This window comes from Brevibacterium sp. FAM 27836 (assembly GCF_051351055.1).
Lineage (GTDB): Bacteria > Actinomycetota > Actinomycetes > Actinomycetales > Brevibacteriaceae > Brevibacterium.
Genome location: NZ_CP195711.1, coordinates 3,348,364 through 3,366,105, shown reverse-complemented (window position 1 = coordinate 3,366,105; position 17,742 = coordinate 3,348,364). Strand labels below are relative to the sequence as shown.

At 66.6% G+C, this 17,742-nt stretch carries 15 protein-coding genes and 1 pseudogene; 1 reads left to right on the top strand and 15 read right to left on the bottom strand.

Features of this window, described 5'->3' with window-relative positions; translation table 11 throughout:
* Position 1: 1 nt before the first annotated feature.
* Positions 2-2,044: an acetate--CoA ligase family protein gene (locus ACSE4D_RS15100; RefSeq protein ID WP_425118790.1), complete on the bottom strand. Its 2,043-nt coding sequence runs from the start codon at positions 2,042-2,044 to the stop codon at positions 2-4.
* Between the two features lie 4 nt (positions 2,045-2,048).
* Complete coding sequence (locus tag ACSE4D_RS15095; RefSeq protein WP_425118791.1) at positions 2,049-3,233, bottom strand: Glu/Leu/Phe/Val dehydrogenase dimerization domain-containing protein; 1,185 nt, start codon at positions 3,231-3,233, stop codon at positions 2,049-2,051.
* Between the two features lie 123 nt (positions 3,234-3,356).
* Here ACSE4D_RS15095 and ACSE4D_RS15090 point away from each other — a divergent pair.
* Positions 3,357-3,449 (top strand): annotated as a pseudogene (locus ACSE4D_RS15090) (SDR family oxidoreductase); the annotation flags it as partial.
* Positions 3,450-3,481: 32 nt separating this feature from the next.
* Here the strand turns inward: ACSE4D_RS15090 and ACSE4D_RS15085 are convergent.
* From ACSE4D_RS15085 to nusA, 13 genes are all read right to left on the bottom strand, one after another.
* Positions 3,482-4,129, bottom strand: a complete 648-nt coding sequence (locus ACSE4D_RS15085; RefSeq protein ID WP_425118793.1) for a TetR/AcrR family transcriptional regulator — start codon at positions 4,127-4,129, stop codon at positions 3,482-3,484.
* A gap of 15 nt (positions 4,130-4,144) precedes the next feature.
* The gene (locus ACSE4D_RS15080; protein WP_425118795.1) at positions 4,145-5,398 is read right to left on the bottom strand and encodes a M16 family metallopeptidase; all 1,254 of its coding nucleotides are present in this window, start codon (positions 5,396-5,398) and stop codon (positions 4,145-4,147) included.
* A 62-nt stretch (positions 5,399-5,460) separates the two neighbouring features.
* Positions 5,461-7,683, bottom strand: a complete 2,223-nt coding sequence (locus ACSE4D_RS15075) for a polyribonucleotide nucleotidyltransferase (RefSeq protein ID WP_135539382.1) — start codon at positions 7,681-7,683, stop codon at positions 5,461-5,463.
* A 449-nt stretch (positions 7,684-8,132) separates the two neighbouring features.
* Positions 8,133-8,402, bottom strand: coding sequence for a 30S ribosomal protein S15 (rpsO, locus tag ACSE4D_RS15070; protein ID WP_135539384.1), 270 nt, complete (start codon positions 8,400-8,402; stop codon positions 8,133-8,135).
* A 91-nt stretch (positions 8,403-8,493) separates the two neighbouring features.
* Positions 8,494-9,432, bottom strand: coding sequence for a bifunctional riboflavin kinase/FAD synthetase (locus tag ACSE4D_RS15065; protein ID WP_135539385.1), 939 nt, complete (start codon positions 9,430-9,432; stop codon positions 8,494-8,496).
* A 166-nt stretch (positions 9,433-9,598) separates the two neighbouring features.
* Positions 9,599-9,970 carry a hypothetical protein gene (locus ACSE4D_RS15060; RefSeq protein ID WP_135539387.1) on the bottom strand — a complete coding sequence of 124 codons (372 nt, stop codon included), beginning with the start codon at positions 9,968-9,970 and terminating at the stop codon, positions 9,599-9,601.
* Positions 9,960-10,586 (bottom strand): hypothetical protein, encoded by a 627-nt coding sequence (locus ACSE4D_RS15055; protein ID WP_436326170.1) that lies wholly within the window; start codon positions 10,584-10,586, stop codon positions 9,960-9,962. The genes ACSE4D_RS15060 and ACSE4D_RS15055 overlap by 11 nt, the downstream gene beginning before the upstream one ends.
* A gap of 76 nt (positions 10,587-10,662) precedes the next feature.
* Positions 10,663-11,601 carry a tRNA pseudouridine(55) synthase TruB gene (truB, locus tag ACSE4D_RS15050; RefSeq protein WP_436326169.1) on the bottom strand — a complete coding sequence of 313 codons (939 nt, stop codon included), beginning with the start codon at positions 11,599-11,601 and terminating at the stop codon, positions 10,663-10,665.
* Between the two features lie 11 nt (positions 11,602-11,612).
* Positions 11,613-12,473 carry a ligand-binding protein SH3 gene (locus ACSE4D_RS15045; protein ID WP_436326168.1) on the bottom strand — a complete coding sequence of 287 codons (861 nt, stop codon included), beginning with the start codon at positions 12,471-12,473 and terminating at the stop codon, positions 11,613-11,615.
* Between the two features lie 119 nt (positions 12,474-12,592).
* Complete coding sequence (rbfA, locus tag ACSE4D_RS15040) at positions 12,593-13,027, bottom strand: 30S ribosome-binding factor RbfA (protein ID WP_135539395.1); 435 nt, start codon at positions 13,025-13,027, stop codon at positions 12,593-12,595.
* A gap of 153 nt (positions 13,028-13,180) precedes the next feature.
* Positions 13,181-16,117 (bottom strand): translation initiation factor IF-2, encoded by a 2,937-nt coding sequence (infB, locus tag ACSE4D_RS15035; RefSeq protein ID WP_135539397.1) that lies wholly within the window; start codon positions 16,115-16,117, stop codon positions 13,181-13,183.
* Between the two features lie 130 nt (positions 16,118-16,247).
* The gene (locus tag ACSE4D_RS15030) at positions 16,248-16,523 is read right to left on the bottom strand and encodes a YlxR family protein (RefSeq protein WP_135539399.1); all 276 of its coding nucleotides are present in this window, start codon (positions 16,521-16,523) and stop codon (positions 16,248-16,250) included.
* Positions 16,524-16,640: 117 nt separating this feature from the next.
* The gene (nusA, locus tag ACSE4D_RS15025; RefSeq protein ID WP_135539401.1) at positions 16,641-17,603 is read right to left on the bottom strand and encodes a transcription termination factor NusA; all 963 of its coding nucleotides are present in this window, start codon (positions 17,601-17,603) and stop codon (positions 16,641-16,643) included.
* Between the last annotated feature and the right edge of the window lie 139 nt (positions 17,604-17,742).

Sequence of the window (17,742 nt, the reverse complement as noted above, 5' to 3'; positions counted from 1 at the left end):
CTCATTCCTCGCTGTCAGGGTTCTCTGTGGTCACGACGAGTGCGTCGACGGCAACCGCCCCATCAGGGGCGACTCGCACGGGGTTGATTTCGATCTCGGCGATGTCATTGCTGCCGGCGACCAGCCGTGAGACGGAGACGATGACTTCGGCGAGTCCGTCGATATCGGCGGCGGGTCGCCCCCGCCACCCGGTCAGCAGCCGCGAGCAGCTCAGTCGCGAGATCATCTCGAGCGCTTCGGTATGCGACACGGGCGCCAGTTCGAGCCACGTGTCGGCAAAGAGTTCGGTCTCCGTTCCGCCGGCCGCGACCATGACCAGCGGCCCGAAGTTCTCATCCTGCCGACCGCCGACGAGGATCTCGACGACATGATCGCGGGTGTCCATCTCCTCGAGAATGTACTCCCCGTCACCGAGGCGGCCGACCATGTCCGCATAGGCCTCCTCGACGGCGCTGAGATCGTTCAGCCCGAGAGCAATGCCGCCGACTTCGGTCTTGTGCGCCGGCCATCCGGCCTTGAGGGCGAACGGCGGGTTGAGTCCGGAGTCCGGGACCACCTCGGCAGGTTCCCGGCCTCTGCCCAGGCTCACGGCGGCGGGGACGGGAACACCGGCGGTGGCGATGACGTCGCGGGCGGCGGCGTATCCGGTCCCCCACGGAGTGACGGGGCCGGTGACGTCCTGGGTATCGGTGAGTCGGCCGGAGTGGGCGGCGTAGAAGCCGGCACGGCAGAGCACGCGCATGGCGGCCTCGATCGAGGTGTAGGCGGGGACACCGAGCTCCCACAGTCGGGTCACGGCCTGCGAGTCCGCGCTCATCGAATGGACGATGACGGGCTTCTTCGCCTCCGCGACGATCCGGCCGAAGCGTTCGACGACGGCCAGCTCGGTCTCGAGGAGTTCGGGGATGTCTTGGCCGTAGCAGCCGAAGTAGCCGCTGAGGACGACGGCGTCGATGTCCGGGCCGGCCAGCAGCACCTCGGTGAGGTCGGCGTAGGTATCGAGATTCTTCTCCCCGGCCCCGTCGAGGTCGATGGGGTTGTCGACATGGTCGGCTTCGGGCAGTGCGGCACCGATTCGGGTTGCAGTGTCTGAGTGGAGTTCGTGCACATGGAGTCCCCAGTTCTCGGAGGTGTCGGCGGCGATCGCGCCTTGGCCGCCGGAGTCGGAGAGCACGGCGATGCGCGGGCCGGCAGGCAGCCACGCGGTGGTGAAGAAGCCGGCGAGTTCGACGAGCTGGCCTGGGGTATTCAGCCGGATGGCCCCGGCCGCGCGGCAGGCGGCATCGACGGCATCCATCGTCGAGGTCAGCGAACCCGTGTGCGATTTCGCCATCCGCGCGCCCGCCGAGGAGGCTCCGGTGGTGAGGATCATCGTCGGCTTCCCTGCTGCCCGCAGCGCTTTGAGCGCGGCGACGAGGGCGGGGCCGCCGGCGAAGGATTCGAGGTACAGGGCGACCTGAGTGGTGGCGGGGTCGTCGACGAGTGCGGTGAGGATCTCGGCGGCGCGGACATCGGATTGCCCGCCGATCGAGGCGAAGCGGGAGATGCCCAGTCCGCTGCGGGCCGACAGAGTCGCGATCTCCGTGCCGAGCTGCCCGCTCTGCGTGACCACGGCCAAGGAGCCGGGGGTGAAGTTGCCCCAGGCCAGGAGCAGGTCGTTGCTCGAATCGACGAGGCCCAACGAGTTCGGGCCGATGAGACGTCCGCCGGCGGCTCGGATGGTGGCGGCCAGCCCGGCCGCATCGGGCACGCGTGCGGAGATGACGAGGAAGGCGCGCACCCCGAGCTCGAGCGCCTCGGCGACGACTCCTGCCACGGTGGGACCGGGCACGGAGACGACGAGGAGTTCGGGCACCTCCGGCAGTTCGCCCAAGTGCGCAAAGGTGGGGTGGCCCTGGATCGAGGCGGCCTTCGCGTTGATGAGGTGGACACTGCGGCGGTCGGCTCCGCGCAGTGCTCCGGCGGCGAGCCAGAATCCCCATTTGCTGGAATCGTTCGATGCTCCGAGGACGGCCACACTGCCGGGATCGAAGAACGCGTCCATGCCGCTAGCTTTCCGGCACCGAGGCGGGGGCTGGGCTGAGGTCCGCGAGTTTCACGAGGTTCGTGTCGACCTTTTCCTGGGCGGCCTGACGTGGGCTCATGCCCTGGTCGCGGGCGGTGGTGAGCACCTCGGTGGTGAGGTCGCGCAGGGTCGTGGTGACGAGGGCGCGGCTGTCGTCCCAGCTGCCGTCGACGTCGCCGAAGGTCACCCACCACCACCAGGCGTTCGTCGCGGAGTTCGCGAGGAAGTCCGGGATCACGGTGACTCCGCGGGCCAGCAGCTTCTCTTCGGCGGCGGGCAGGACGGGCATGTTCGCGGCTTCGACGATGAGTTCGGCGCGGATCCGGTCACAGCTGTCAGCGGTGATCGCGTAGCTGACGGCGGCGGGGACGAGGACGTCAGTGGCGGCGGCCAGCCAGTCGTCGCGGTCACCGTCGTGGTCTGTCGGCCGCAGTCGGGCACGGTCGATTCCGCCGAATGGGTCGCGGCTGGCGAGCAGGGTTTCGACGTCGAGTCCGTCCGGGTTGGAGACGAATCCGTCGGCATCGGCGATGCCGACGATACGCAGTCCCGCCTCGGCGAGGTAGCGGGCGGTGGCTCCGCCCATGGAGCCGAAGCCTTGGATGACGGCGGTGGATTCGCTGGGTTTCCGGCCGGCGGCTTCGAGTGCGGCGATCACCGAGGTGGCCACGCCGAGTCCGCCGACGAGTTCGTCCTGAGCGACGCCGTCGACGATCGTGGAGAATGCGGTGTTCGCGCGGGCTTCGACGGCGTCCGGATCATCGACGAGTTTGTTCACGGCGGAGAGTCCGGAGCCGAGTTCGCGACGGGCGAGGATCTCGTCGATGTCGTCCTGGCGGACTCCGAAATCTTCGCCGAGGGCCCAGTAGGTGCGCATGATCGGGTTCATGGCGACGAGGAAGCGTTCGAGGACGTCTTTGGCTCCCGGTGCGCGGGGGTCGAAGTCGATCCCGCCTTTCGCCCCGCCGACCGGGACGTAGTGGCGGCCTTCGCGCAAGTGGATGGCTTCTTTCCGCGTCATGCCTTGAGCCAGTCCGCGCACCTCTTCGAGGGTGCAGCCCTTGCGCATGCGCAGTCCGCCGGAGGCCGTGCCGCGCACGAGGGTGTCGATGACGACGTAGCCGAGTGCGCCGGTGACAGAATCCTGCCACGTGATGTCCATGAACATAGGGCCTCCAGGAGGGCATCGGGGTCAGACCGCAGCAGAAGGTTACTGAACCGCGATTCAGTAGCGCTGTGACACCAGTCTGACTCGGCGAGGGCTGGCGCGTCAAGACCACGTGCGACGAGGGCTGGTCTCACCGCATTCCTGCTCTCCGAGGAGGGACGATGGATCAGCGGTCAGCTGCTCTCCGCTGACGGTGGGTTCTCTGCTCGCTATTGACGCGAAGGAATCAACTGAGATGGCTGAAGGAGTCAGGCGAGTTCGCGGGCGAGGAAGTCCTCGACCCAGACCGCGATCCGCTCGGCGTCGACGGTGTCGGGATTGACCATCATCTGGATCGCCAGGCCGTCAAGATAGGCCAGCATCCTCGTCGCACAGGCTTCCGTGCCGCCTTCAGGAGGCCGGCACTCCCCCGCGGCTATGCCCTCGTCCATGAGACCGCTGAGCACCGACTTCCATTCGCGGTCGAGTCCGGCGAACGTCGACTTCACTTCCTCGTCGAAGAGACCAGCCGACCAGGCGTCGATCCAGATCCGCCAACTGCGCGACGAGCCGCTGGGCATGTACCACCGGATGACATTCCACAGACGCTGCCGAGCCGAGAGCGCCGCTGAGTCCGGCTCCGCAACCGCGTCGGCGGCAGTGGCAGTGGGATGCGCGGGCGGCGCCCCCGAAGCGAGGTCCCGGGCATGGTCGATGTCCTGACGTCCGGCATAGCCGAAGGCCTCGGAGACGAGAGCTTCCTTCGTCTCGAAGTGATAGATGACGAGGCTCGCGCTCAAACCGAGCCGAGCAGCGACATCGGAGACGCGCAGGGTCCGCAGACCGGAGGCTTCGATCTCCTCGACCGTCGCCGCCAGGATCTCGTCCCGGCGCACGGCCGCGTTCTTCCGCGCCATCGTCTCAGACTCCCTTCAGGGCAATTCGACCTCGGCCGTCGGGCCGACCATGGCCAGGGCCTTCGGCCGCGAGAGCAGCCGACCGGCCATCGCACTGACGTCCTCGGCCGTGACCGAGCGGACGCGTTCGATGAGGTCCATCGGCGATTCCATCGGCAGTCCGAAGATCTCCGACCGCGCCAGACGGTTCATCCGCGCCGCCGAGGATTCGAGACCGAGCACCATCGAGCCCGAGAGCTGTGAGACGATCTCGTCGAGTTCGAACTGGCTCGGAGCCTCCTGCGCCAACCGGTCCCATTCGCTCAGAGCCAGATCGACGACAGCCTGCGCGTTCTCCGCAGTGCATCCGGCGTAGATGCCGAAGGTGCCGACATCCGTGAACTGGCTGGCCACGCAGTTGACAGCATAGGCCAGTCCGCGTTCCTCACGAACGCTCTGGAACAGACGCGACGACATGCCGCCGCCGAGCATGGTCAGCAGGACCGAGTAGATGAACCGATCCTCGTGACCTTCTTCCAGGCCTTCGCAGCCGAGCATGATGCCCAACTGCTCGATGTCCTTGACGGTATGGGAGATTCCGGCATGGAAGTCCGGGCGCACGCGTGCGGCCCCACCCAGATGCGATCCCTTCTCGACCCCCGCACCCGACCAGACGTCGGCACGGGATCCGAGCCCCGCCTCGGAGAGGGCATCCTCAACCATCGCCAGCACATCCTCATGGGTCGCCCCACCGGCGGCAGCGATGACCAGCCGCGGCGGAATGTACGTCGAGGTGTAGTGGTCGATGACCGTGTGATGGCCGAGCGCCCGGATCTGGTCCTTCGTCGCCCCGACCGGGCGCGCCAGCGAATGCGAACCGAAGACGAGCGAATCGAAGTCGTCGAAGAGCACATCGCCGGGATCGTCGGCCGACATCGCGAGCTCTTCGATGATGACACCGCGCTCCCGCTCGAACTCCTCGACGTCGAGTTGGGCGTTCGAGACCATGTCGAGCAGCAGATTCGTGATGTTCGGCAGATCGGTCACGAGGCACCGCGAGTAATAGCAGGTGAGCTCCTTCGCGGTGATCGCGTTCGAGTCACCTCCAGTGCGGTCGAAGGCCGCGGCGATCGTCTTCGCGTCACGGCTGCCGGTGCCCTTGAACAGCATGTGCTCGAGGAAGTGCGTCGAACCCGCGGTCGCAGCGGATTCGTCCCGGGAGCCGGCGGCGACCCAGATGCCGATCGTCTCCGAGGCCAGGCCCGGCATGTGTTCGGTGGTCAGCGTCAAACCACCGGGGAGGACAGACCGATCGATTCGGCTGCCCTCCCCGGTGTGTGAACTGTTGAGTATCAGTTGTCTGATCCCTCGTCGTCCGACTGCTCATCGTCATCGGAGACCGGAGCCAGCGAAAGCTTGCCGCGGTCGTCGATCTTCGTGATCTCGACCTGGACCTTCTGGCCGACACCGACGACGTCTTCGACGTCCTCGACGCGCTTGCCCTCATTGAGCTTACGCAGCTCCGAGATGTGCAGCAGACCGTCCTTGCCCGGCGTGAGGGAGACGAAGGCACCGAAGCTCATCGTCTTCACGACGGTTCCCAGGTAGCGTTCGCCGACCTCGGGCACCTGCGGGTTCGCGATCGCGTTGATCATCGAGCGGGCGGCCTCGGCAGCCGGTCCGTCGGTGGCACCGATGAGGACGGTTCCGTCGTCTTCGATGCTGATGTCGGCGCCCGTGTCCTCCTGGATCTGGTTGATCATCTTGCCCTTGGGCCCGATGACCTCACCGATCTTGTCGACGGGGATGTTCACGGAGATGATCCGCGGAGCCGTCGCAGCCATCTCGGCGGGAGTGTCGATGGCGTCGTTGATGACGCCGAGGATGACCATGCGGGCCTCGTGCGCCTGCTTCAGCGCTGCGGACAGCACCGAGGCGGGCAGACCGTCGAGCTTCGTGTCGAGCTGGATCGCGGTGACGAAGTCCGGGGTGCCGGCGACCTTGAAGTCCATATCGCCGAAGGCATCTTCAGCGCCGAGGATGTCGGTCAGCGCCGCGTATGCGGTCTGCTCACCCTGGTCGGTGGAGATGACGTCGGAGACCAATCCCATGGCGATGCCGGCGACAGGGGCCTTGAGCGGCACACCGGCCGAGAGCATGGCCAGGGTCGAGGCGCAGACCGAACCCATCGAGGTCGAACCGTTCGAACCGAGGGCCTCGGAGACCTCGCGGATGGCGTACGGGAAGTCCTCGCGACTGGGCAGGACCGGCACGAGCGCACGCTCGGCAAGGGCGCCGTGACCGATCTCGCGGCGCTTCGGGCTGCCCACACGGCCGGTCTCACCGGTCGAGTAGGGCGGGAAGTTGTAGTGGTGGATGTAGCGCTTCGACGTCACCGGCGACAGCGAGTCGATGTGCTGTTCGAGCTTGAGCATGTTGAGCGTGGTGACACCGAGGATCTGGGTCTCGCCGCGTTCGAACAGGGCCGAACCGTGGACGCGCGGGATGACGTTGGTCTCCGCGGTCAGCGGACGGATGTCCTTGAGTCCACGTCCGTCGATGCGGACCTGATCGGTGAGGATGCGCTTGCGCACGACCTGCTTGGTCAGAGCGTTGAGCGCGTTCGCGATCTCCTTCTCACGTCCGGCGAAGCGCTCCCCGAGCTTCTCGAAGAGCTCGTCGAGGAGGACGGCACCGGCGGCTTCGCGCTCCTGCTTGTCCGCGATCTGGAAGTTCTCGGTCTGCTTGGCCTCGGCGAGCTCGCGCACGGCCTCGTAGACATCGTCCTCGTAGTCGCGGAAGACGGGGAATTCGACGGTCGGCTTCGCGGCACGACCGGCGAGTTCGGACTGGGCGCGGCAGAGCTCGGCGATGAAGGGCTTGGCGGCGTCGAGGCCTTCGGCCACGACTTCCTCAGTGGGAGCCTGGGCGCCGGTTTTGATCTTGTCGATGACGTTGTCGGTGGCTTCGGCCTCGACCATCATGATGGCGACGTCGTCACCGACGACACGGCCCGCGACGACCATGTTGAACACGGCGTCTTCGAGCTGCGAGTGGTTCGGGAAGGCGACCCACTGACCGTCGATGAGCGCGATGCGCACAGCGCCGATGGGGCCGGAGAACGGCAGACCGGACAGCTGGGTCGACATCGAGGCGGCGTTGATCGCCAGGGCGTCGTAGAGGTGGTCGGGGTTGACCGACATCACGGTGACGACGACCTGGACCTCGTTGCGCAGGCCCTTGACGAAGGAGGGGCGCAGCGGGCGGTCGATGAGGCGGCAGGTGAGGATCGCGTCGGTCGAGGGGCGTCCCTCACGGCGGAAGAACGAGCCGGGGATGCGTCCGGCGGCGTACATGCGCTCTTCGACGTCGACGGTCAGGGGGAAGAAGTCGAAGCCCTCACGGGGGTGTTTGCCGGCGGCCGTAGCCGACAGCAGCATGGTGTCGTCGTCGAGGTAAGCGACGGCGGAACCGGCGGCCTGCTGGGCCAGACGCCCGGTTTCGAAGCGGATGGTGTGCGAACCGAAGCTGCCATTGTCGATATTGGCAACGGCGGATTCAGGGTTGAGTCCCACGTAGTCTCCTATGTTGTGCCGGTGCGCGGTGGCCCTCATCGATGTGAGGCCTGCAGCGCTCGAGGAATGGCCCTCGACGTATGAGGCATCGCTCTGCCTTGTGCAGCGCGAGGCCCCGCGTCCTGCCGGCGGGATATTGGCTGTGGACTCTCCATGGATCCAGGCCGGTCATCGATCGGGGCCCACGGAACCGGCGCTGCACACAGGTGAAAGCAGATGCAGACGCGCATTCCTCCGGAGGCCACTACCGAAGACCGAAACGTCCATGGCAAGAGTGTCCACGTCCGAGTCTACCGCAGAAGCACGAAACCGCCGAAGCACCGTTGCGAAGCGGCACGCACCGGGCCGGACCCGGCCGCGGAAGCACGAAAGCGCCCCACCGAGTGGTGGGACGCTTCCGAATCGATCGGTGAGAGAAGATCAGCGTGAGCTGATCGGCTCAGACCGAATCAGCGGCGCAGGCCGAGGCGCTTGATGAGCGAACGGTAACGCTCGATGTCGACCTTCTGCAGGTACTTGAGCATGCGGCGACGCTGACCAACGAGGAGCAGCAGGCCACGACGCGAGTGGTGGTCGTGCTTGTGATCCTTGAAGTGCTCGGTCAGATCGGTGATCCGGCGGGTCAGCAGTGCAACCTGAACCTCGGGAGAACCGGTGTCGCCCTCGTGAGTTGCATATTCCTTGATGATCTCTTGCTTCACAGCAGTGTCGAGAGCCATGGAGTTCTCCTTCGTATCGTTGCGCGGCGCGAAGACCTGAAATCCTCGCACTCTGGGACCGCGGCCGGTGAAAACGGCAGAGTTCAGCGTATCAGGTGTGCAGGACCTCGCGCACATCGGCGATGTCCTCATGCATCTGCACGATGAGGTCGTCCATCCCGGTGAACGCGACCTGGCCGCGGATGCGGGAGACGAATTCGAGAGTCATCTCACGGTCGTAGACGTCGAATTCGCCGAACTCCTTGTCGAGCACATAGGCCTCGACCCGACGCGTCTCACCGTGGAACGTCGGATTCGTGCCCACGGAGATCGCCGCCGGATACGCCTGACCCTCACCGGAGAACGTCGCCCATCCCGCGTAGACGCCATCGGCGGGCACGAGCCCTTCGGGGTCGGTCGAGAGGTTCGCGGTCGGGAACCCGAGGTCGCGGCCGCGCGCATCGCCGTGGACGACGGTGCCGTGCAGGGCGTGGTAGCGACCGAGCTGGTCGGCCACCTCGGCGACATCCCCGGCTGTGAGCTGTTCGCGGATGCGCGAGGACGAATATCGTCCCCCACGTCCGACTTCGTCGATCGTCTCGGTCCGGAACCCGTACTTCTCGCCGAGGCGGCGCAACGTGTCGATGGTGCCTTCGTTGTCGCGCCCGAAGCGGACATCGTCGCCGACGACGACGATCTTCGTGGCCAGGCCCTCGACGAAGTAGGTGCGGACGAACTCCTCGGCCGTCTGGGCGGCGAAATCGAGATCGTAGGGCTGGATGAGGAGGGCGTCGATGCCCGTCTCGGCGATGAGGTCGGCCCGCTGCCGGGTCGAGGTGATCATCACGGTCGGGTCGGCTGGACGGTGCACCGTGCGCGGATGCGGGTCGAAGGTCATCGCGATCGAGCGCAGTCCCTCTTGCCGAGCGAGGGCGGCGACGGTCTTGAGAACCGTCTGGTGCCCGCGGTGCACGCCGTCGAAGTTGCCGAGGGTGACGACGGTGCCGACAGCGTCGGCCTCGACTTCACCGAGTCCGTGATACAGCTCCACCAGACATTCGCTCCTTCCGTGCACCGATTCAGATTATCGCAGAGATCTCACGCCTCCTAACCCACACCTCGCCGAGGCGGCTCCACCCGATCTCGGGCGCGGACGAACCGGCGGAGGCGGGCGGGTCACGCCGGTCGGGCGATTACGGTCGTCTGCGCGTCTGCGCTCAGGCGATGATCGCCCAGCCGACGACCCCGACGAGGGAGGCGAAGGCGATCGAAACGAAGGTGCCGATGATGAACCGCTCCCCCGCTGCCGCCGAGGATTTGATCTCGGCGAAGCGACCGAGGCCCTTGACCGCGATGACCACGGCCATGAGTTCGGGACGGCCGAGGACGATGGCCCCGGCGATGAGGGCACGTTCGACGATGCCGACCCACAGTCCTCCGCGCAGGACTTCGACATCTTCGGCTCCGGTGCGCTCGGGTCTGCTTCCGGGACCCGAATGGGTCAGCCGCAGGAAGGCGGGGACGAGGGGCCAGCCGATGAGTGCAGCGACGAGTGCCGCGCCGACGGCGACGAGGACTTCAGTCCACATCGAATGCTCCTTCCGCCAGCTCGAGATGGTGACGGGCGAGTGTCTGGGCGCCGGCGACGATATCCGCGGTCCCGGGAGCGAGCACTCGCGACACGGCCTGCTGGGAGACGTCGAAGCGGGCGGCGATCTCGGCCTGAGTCGCCTCGGGGTGGTCGAGCCGGTAGTCGACGTAGCCGCGCGATTGTGCGCGCAGTTCGGCCAGTGTGCTCACGAGCAGGCGCAGGGCCGCCTCGGCGAGCGAACAATGGTCCGCCGTCGCGGACCTCTCCCCCGGGTCCTCCCCGGAGCGGACGACGAGGTGGGCGGGAGCGGATTTCGCGGCTTCGACGGCTTCTCGGGCGACGTAGAAGGCCGGGCCCCGGCCCGCGGCCGTCGCTTCGGGCAGCGGTTCGTCGACCTCGCCGATGCCGATGCCGATGTGCCAGCCGGTGCGGACCGCGAGTCGGCGCACCGCCTCGGCGACGGCGTTCGCATCCTCCAGGGCTCCCTGGACCTCATCGCCGATGGTGCGGGCGAAGGGCACGACGGTCGCAATGGGGGCCAGCACCGCGAGGACCTCGGGCACGGCGTCGGCGCTCGTGCGCGAATCCTGCTGGTCGATGGTCAAGACGAACATGGTTCCAGTACAGCAGACCCTCGGCCGCAATACAAGAGTTTCCATTGTATTGATCGAATACAACTTTTTGGGTTGTTCAGGCGAGGTCGATGGCGAAGGCAGTGACGGATTTGAGCCCTCCGTCCGCTCGCACCTCTGCCACGGAAACGAGTGTGTCCTCGCAGATCACGGACACTTCCGTGCCGGGGAGGGCCTCGGCGGCCGAGTCGCCGGCCCAGTCGCGGGAGGCGACGACCTTGCCCTGCATGAGCGCAGTGGCCCGCTCGCGCGTGACCGTGACGACGGGCAGAAGGGTGCGGGCCGCCTCGGCGAGGGGGATGAGCCCGGGAGCAGGGTCGTCGAGGTCCTCGGGCAGGGTCACGGCTTGGTCGAGCTCGAAGTCGCCGACGCGGATGCGGCGCAGAGCCGTGAGGTGGCCGTAGACGCCGAGGTCGGCGCCGACATCGCGAGCCAGGGCACGCACATAGGTGCCCGAGGAACAGTCGACTTCGACATCGACGTCGATGTGCCCTTCGTCTGCCGCGAAGCGGATGTCGATGATCTCGAACGCGGAGACTTCGACCCGGCGGGCCTTGAGCTCGACTTTCTCACCGGCGCGGACGCGGGCATAGGAGCGTTTGCCGTCGACCTTGATCGCCGAGACGGCGCTGGGCACCTGGTCGATCGGGCCGCGCAGGGCTGCCACGGCGCCCTCGATGGCGGCGGCGTCGCTGCGCGCGAGCGCTGCGGGCTCGGCGAAGCGGTCAGGTTCGGAGTCCGCGTCATCGGTCGGGGTCGACGCACCCAGTCGGATCGTCGCGAAGTAGGTCTTCGAGACTCCGGTGATGTAGGTGAGCAGTTTGGTGCCGCGGCCGATGCCGAGCACGAGCACACCGGTGGCCATGGGATCGAGCGTGCCGGCATGGCCGACCTTCTTCGTGCCGAACCAGCGCCGGATCCGCGAGACCACACCGTGGGAGCTCAGGCCCTGCGGCTTGTCGCAGACGAGGATGCCCTGTGGGGAAGTATCGCTCACTGAGGCCGACTTCAGTTGAAGGAGGCGTGCACGTGGTCGAAGTGGTTGGCAGTCGTGCTGCCGCGGTCCTCCATACCCTTCCAGCCCTGGCCGGGCATCCAGATGCGCTGCTTCCAGATGACGTACTTGACGTTGAGGCTGCCCTGGTTCTTGATCAGGTAGTCGGCGATGCGGTCACCCGTGGCGCCGCTGATCATGATGTCCACGGCTTCACCGGTGTTGTGGTCCGACCCGGTGCCGGGGCGACGGCCGCCGAAGGTCTTGACTTCGGGGAATTTCGCGCACACGGCACGGTATCCGTTGACGGCGTTGGGCAGCAGACCGGATTCGATCGACGATGACACGCTGCACGGCGGTGCGGAGGTGTCGTCCGAGGTGCCTCCGCCCTCGGTGGACTTGTCCTTGGACGAGGAGTCGCTGCCGCTCTTGGTCGCCGCGGTCGAGGATTCGGCGGTCGGCTCCGGCTTCGGCGTCTTGACCTCGAGGGTGGACTTCGAAGACTTGTTCTTGTACTTCGGGTTGTCCTTGACCTTCTCGAGGTACTCTTCGCCGGCCTTCTTCCGCTGCGCGTCGATCTCGTCCTGGCTCACAGACGAGGGACTCGCCTGCTCAGGCGTGGTGCTGGCGGCTTCGCTGGTGACCTCGCCGGATTCCGGCGGGCCCATCACGACGGTCGAACCGACCACGGCCGCGGTCGCTGCGGCCGGAACGGCGATCGCGGCGACGACGGGACGCTGCTTGACGGTCGCCAGCACGGATGTCGCCGTCGACGGCGCAGTCGCTGCGCGTCGTCCCGCGGGGCGCCTGCCGGGAGTCAGGTCCCGGATGAGCTGCTTCGCGAACGACGGCTTCGGTGAAGAGTGCTTACCCAATGCAGAATTCCCTTAACAGAGTCGTGATCATTTCGTTACCCGAAGAAGTCTACGACATCTCGGAAACATAACAAAACTGTTACGACGACGTTTTCTGCATTCGTGACGAAGATCGCCGATCACTCGTCGTCGGCGCTCTCGCTCTTCTTGTACGGATCGGCGTCTCCCGCGTGCTCCGCGTTCTCAGCCAGATCGGCCACGCGGGCATCGTCGGCGGCGGCCTGAGCGAGCAGTCCATCGAGACGGGCGGCCGCCTCGGGGACGGCATCGGCGATGAACTCGAGGCTCGGGGTCAGACGGATCGTCAGCCCCTTGCCGACCTCGGAGCGGATGAAGCCCTTCGCGGATTCCAGCGCTTTGCCGGTGCCGATGAGGTCCTGGTCGTCACCGTAGACGGTGTAGAAGATGGTGGCGTGCTGCAGATCTCCGGTCACACGCACATCGGTGACGGTGACGAAGCCGAGGCGCGGATCCTTGAGCCGACGCTCGATCGTGCTGGCGACGATGACCTTGATCTGATCGGCGATCTTGCGAGCCCTGGTGGGGTCTGCCATAGTGCTGTCCTTCGTGGTTCGGGGCCGGAGCGTGTCTCCGGCCCTATCTTAGACGTGGAATCGAACCGGCTCCGGCCGGTCCCCTGTTCCAGGGGCCGACCGGAGCCAACGGTTGCGACTCACATCGTGAGCGTGCGACTCAGACTGGTCCGCTCAGTCGCGCGGCTTCTCCTGCATCTCGAAAGTCTCGATGATGTCTCCGACGCGCAGGTCGTTGAACTTGCCGAGTCCGATACCGCACTCGTAGCCCTCACGGACCTCGGTGGCATCGTCCTTGAACCGGCGCAGCGACTCGATGCTGACACTGTTGCCGATGACGACTCCGTCGCGAGTGACGCGTGCGGTCGAGTTCCTCTTGATGTGACCATCGCGGACGATCGAACCGGCGATGTTGCCGAACTTCGAGGACCGGAAGACCTCGCGGATCTCCGCGGTACCGGTCTGGACCTCTTCGTACTCGGGCTTGAGCATGCCCTTGAGCGAGCTCTCGATGTCGTCGATCGCCTGGTAGATGACCGAGTAGTAGCGGACGTCGACGCCTTCGCGGTCTGCCAGGTCGCGAGCCTTCGCTTCCGGACGGACGTTGAAGCCGATGACGATCGCGTTGTCGACCGTGGCCAGGTTGATGTCGTTCTCGGTGATCGCACCGACGCCGCGGTGGATGATCCGCAGATCGACTTCCTCGCCCACATCGATCTTGAGCAGCGAATCCTCGAGTGCTTCGACAGCACCGGAGACGTCGCCCTTGAGGATGAGGTTGAGCATGTCGACCTTGCCCTCGGCCAGCGCCTTCGTGAAGTCCTCGAGGCTGATGCGCTTGCGACCGCGGGCCTGAGCGGCATTGCGCTCGATGGCGTCGCGCTTCTCAGCGATCTGACGTGCGGTGCGGTCGTCATCGGTGGAGATGAACGAATCACCGGCACGCGGGACCGAGGACAGACCGAGGACCTGGACCGGACGGGAGGGACCGGCCTCCTCGACGAGGTTGCCGTTCTCATCGAACATCGCCCGCACACGTCCGTAGGCGGTGCCGCAGACGATGGCGTCGCCCTGGCGCAGGGTGCCGGACTCGACGAGCACGGTCGCAACCGCGCCGCGGCCCTTGTCGAGCTTGGCTTCGATCGCGATGCCGCGAGCGGACTTGTCGGGGTTGGCCCGCAGGTCCAGTGCCGCATCGGTGGTCAGGAGCACGGACTCGAGCAGCTGGTCGATGCCCTCACGCTTGAGCGCGGAGATCGGCACGAACATGGTCTCGCCGCCGTACTCTTCGGCCACGAGGTTGTACTCGGTCAGCTGCTGCATGACCTTGGCCGGGTTCGCCCCCTCCTTATCGACCTTGTTGACAGCCACGACGATCGGCACATTCGCCGCCTGAGCGTGATTGAGCGCTTCGATGGTCTGCGGCATGACACCGTCATCGGCGGCGACCACGAGGATCGCGAGGTCGGTCGACTTCGCACCGCGGGCACGCATGGCGGTGAACGCCTCGTGGCCCGGGGTGTCGAGGAAGGTGAGCTTGCGCTCCTGGCCCTCGTGGTCGACCTCGACCTGGTAGGCGCCGATGTGCTGGGTGATGCCGCCGGCTTCCCGTGCTGCCACATTGGCCGAGCGGATCGCGTCGAGCAGCTTGGTCTTACCGTGGTCGACGTGACCCATGACGGTGATGACCGGCGGACGAGCCTGGAGGTCTTCATCGTCTTCTTCGGCGGCTTCGGCATCGAGATCGATGTCGAAGGTCTCGAGCAGCTCACGGTCTTCGTCTTCGGGCGAGACGATCTCGATCTTGTAGCCGAGCTCCTCGCCGAGGATCTCGAAGGTCGCCTCGTCGAGGGACTGGGTGATCGTCGCCATCTCACCGAGGTGGAAGAGCACGGTCACGAGGTTCGTGGGATCCGTGTTGATCTTCTCGGCGAAGTCGGCCAGCGAGGAGCCGCGACGCAGACGCAGCGGCGTGTTGCCGTTTCCGCGCGGAACGGTGACGCCACCGACCGACGGAGCCTGCATCTGCTCGAGCTCTGCGCGCTTCGCCCGCTTCGACTTCCGTCCCTTCTGACGGGGACCGCCGCCGCGGCCGAATGCACCCTGGGTGCTTCCGCGACCGCGACCTGAACCGCGTCCGCCCGGACCGCCGGGACCGCGACGCGGACCGCCGCCGGGACCGCCTGCCGGAGCACCGGGACCGCCGCCGGGGGCATTGCCGCGTCCCCCGCCGCGACCGCGGCCGGGAGCGGGCTTGTTCAGTGCCGAGTTCTTCAGCATCGACGGGTTCGGGCGAGGTGCGCCCGGACGCGGTGCCGGACGCGGACCTGCCGCGGACTCCTCACCGGTGCCGCGCGGCTTCTGGCCGGGCTTCGGCATTCCCTGCGAGGGAGCAAACGGGTTGTTGCCGGGGCGTCCGCCCTGACCACCCTGACCGCCGGGACGGCCGCCGGGCTTCGGGCCGCGACCGGGCTTCGGCATTCCCTGCGAGGGAGCAAACGGGTTGTTGCCGGGGCGTGCCGATGACCGGCCCCCGGGCTTCGGCGCACCGGGCTTGGGCGCACCCGGCTTGGGGGCACCGGGCTTCGGCGCACCGGGCTTCGGCGCACCCGGCTTGGGTGCGGCAGCCGGCTTCGGTGCATCGGGCTTGGCGGAGGCGGAGCCTTCGGGCTTCGTCTCGGCCGCGGGAGCCTCGGCGGGAGTCTCTGCCTTCGGGGCAGCCGGAGCTGCGGGCTTGGCGCCCGGCTTGGCTGCCGGCTTCGACGCCGGCTTCGCTGCGGTCTCGTCCGCCTCAGCGGACTTGGACTTCTCCGGGGCCGGCTTGGCCGTCGACTTCGCGGCGGGCTTGGGTGCCGGCTTCGCACCGGGCTTCGGGGCTCCGGGCTTCGCCGCGGGCTTGGCAGCGGACTTCTTCGCGGCACCACCGGCAGACTTCTCGCCAGCGGCGGGTGCGGAATCGGCGAAGGCTTCCTTCACTCGGCGCACGACGGGCGCTTCGAGCGTCGAGGAAGCAGAGCGAACGAATTCGCCCATGTCCTGAAGCTTCTCAAGGACGTTTTTACTGGTTGTGCCGAGCTCTTTCGCGAGCTCATGGACACGGGGCTTTGCCACAGTTCTCCTGTCCGGGTTCTTTCCCGGTCAGGAAAGAACCTCATCAATGAAGAGCAGTACTCATTTCACTGCTCTCTCGATTTCCGTCTGGGTGTCATCGTGCGACACTCACAACTTGTCATCCATTCGGCTACCCGTTCTCTTTGGGTTCGGTGTCCGGCTTCGGGAGGTCCGAGGCCGTGATCTTCGTTCGAAAGGCTCGAGCGAAGGGGGCAGCGGTCCGTGCCTTGGTCAGGCACTTCTCGTCAGGGTGCACCCAGGCGCCGCGTCCCGGCAGTGTCGCTGACACGTCGTGGACGACGGCGGGGTGCTGATCGGGGCGGAAGACGAATCGCGTCAGCTCGCTCCGATCGGCCTTCTGCCGACAGGCGATGCACGTCCTTACGGGTCCATCGCCAACATTCACAATGAATGATTCTACAGCACCGACGCCACGGCGCGCGCCAAGGGGCCAGTGGTGAGGATCACTGCGGAAGGCTGTTCGCCTGCGGCGATGTCGACCGGTGGGCCGCCTCGGCGAGGATCAGTCGGCTGCGACGATGTCGATCTTCCAGCCGGTGAGCTTCGCGGCCAGGCGGGCGTTCTGCCCTTCCTTGCCGATGGCCAGTGAGAGCTGGTCGGTCGGTACGACGGCGCGGGATTCTTGGGCGGCTGCGTCGAGGATCTCGACACTTCTGGCCTTCGCCGGCGACAGCGCGTGGGCGATGAACTTCGCCGGATCGTCGGAGTAGTCGACGATGTCGATCTTCTCCTGGCCGAGCTCGTTCATGACTGCCCGCACACGGGATCCGAGCTCGCCGATGCACGAGCCCTTCGCGTTGACGCCGGGCTTCGTGGCGCGCACCGCGAGTTTCGTGCGATGGCCGGCCTCACGGGCCAGGGACACGATCTCGACGGTGCCGTCGGCGATCTCCGGGGCCTCATGGGCGAAGAGACGGCGCACGAGGTTCGGGTGGGTGCGGGAAACGGTGACCGAGGTGCCCTTCTGCCCCTTGTGGACGTCGGCGATGTAGACGCGCAGACGAGTGCCGTGGGTGTATTCCTCGCCGGGGACCTGTTCGTGCGGGGGCAGAACGGCCTCGACATCGCCGAGGTCGACCTGGACCATCTGCGGATCCCTGCCCTGCTGGATGGTACCCGAGGCGATCTCGCCCTCGCGGCCCTTGAACGTGCCGAGCACGGTTTCGTCCTCGACGTCGCGCAGGCGCTGGTAGATGACCTGCCTGGCGGTCTGGGCGGCAATGCGGCCGAAGCCGGTGGGGGTGTCGTCGAATTCGCCGATCGGGTTGTCGTCGTTGTCGAACTCAACAGCGAGAATGCGCACCTCACCGGAGGACTTGTCGAGCTCTGCGCGGGCGTCGGGCCACGCACCCTCGGTCTTCTGGTAGGCGAGGTAGAGAGCCTGTTCGATGAGTTCGACGAGGGTCTCCAGCGGAATCTCACGCTCTCGTTCGATCACGCGCAGAACATTGAGATCGATGTCCATATGCCTATGTCCTCTCCGGCTCACTCAAGCATTGCAGCTCACTCGAGCGTTGAATTGTCTGTGTTCACTTATGCAGGCGTAACAGTCTATCCCAGTCCGCGCCCGCACCGTATCAGCGAAGCCCCACGTTCGGCCGCGG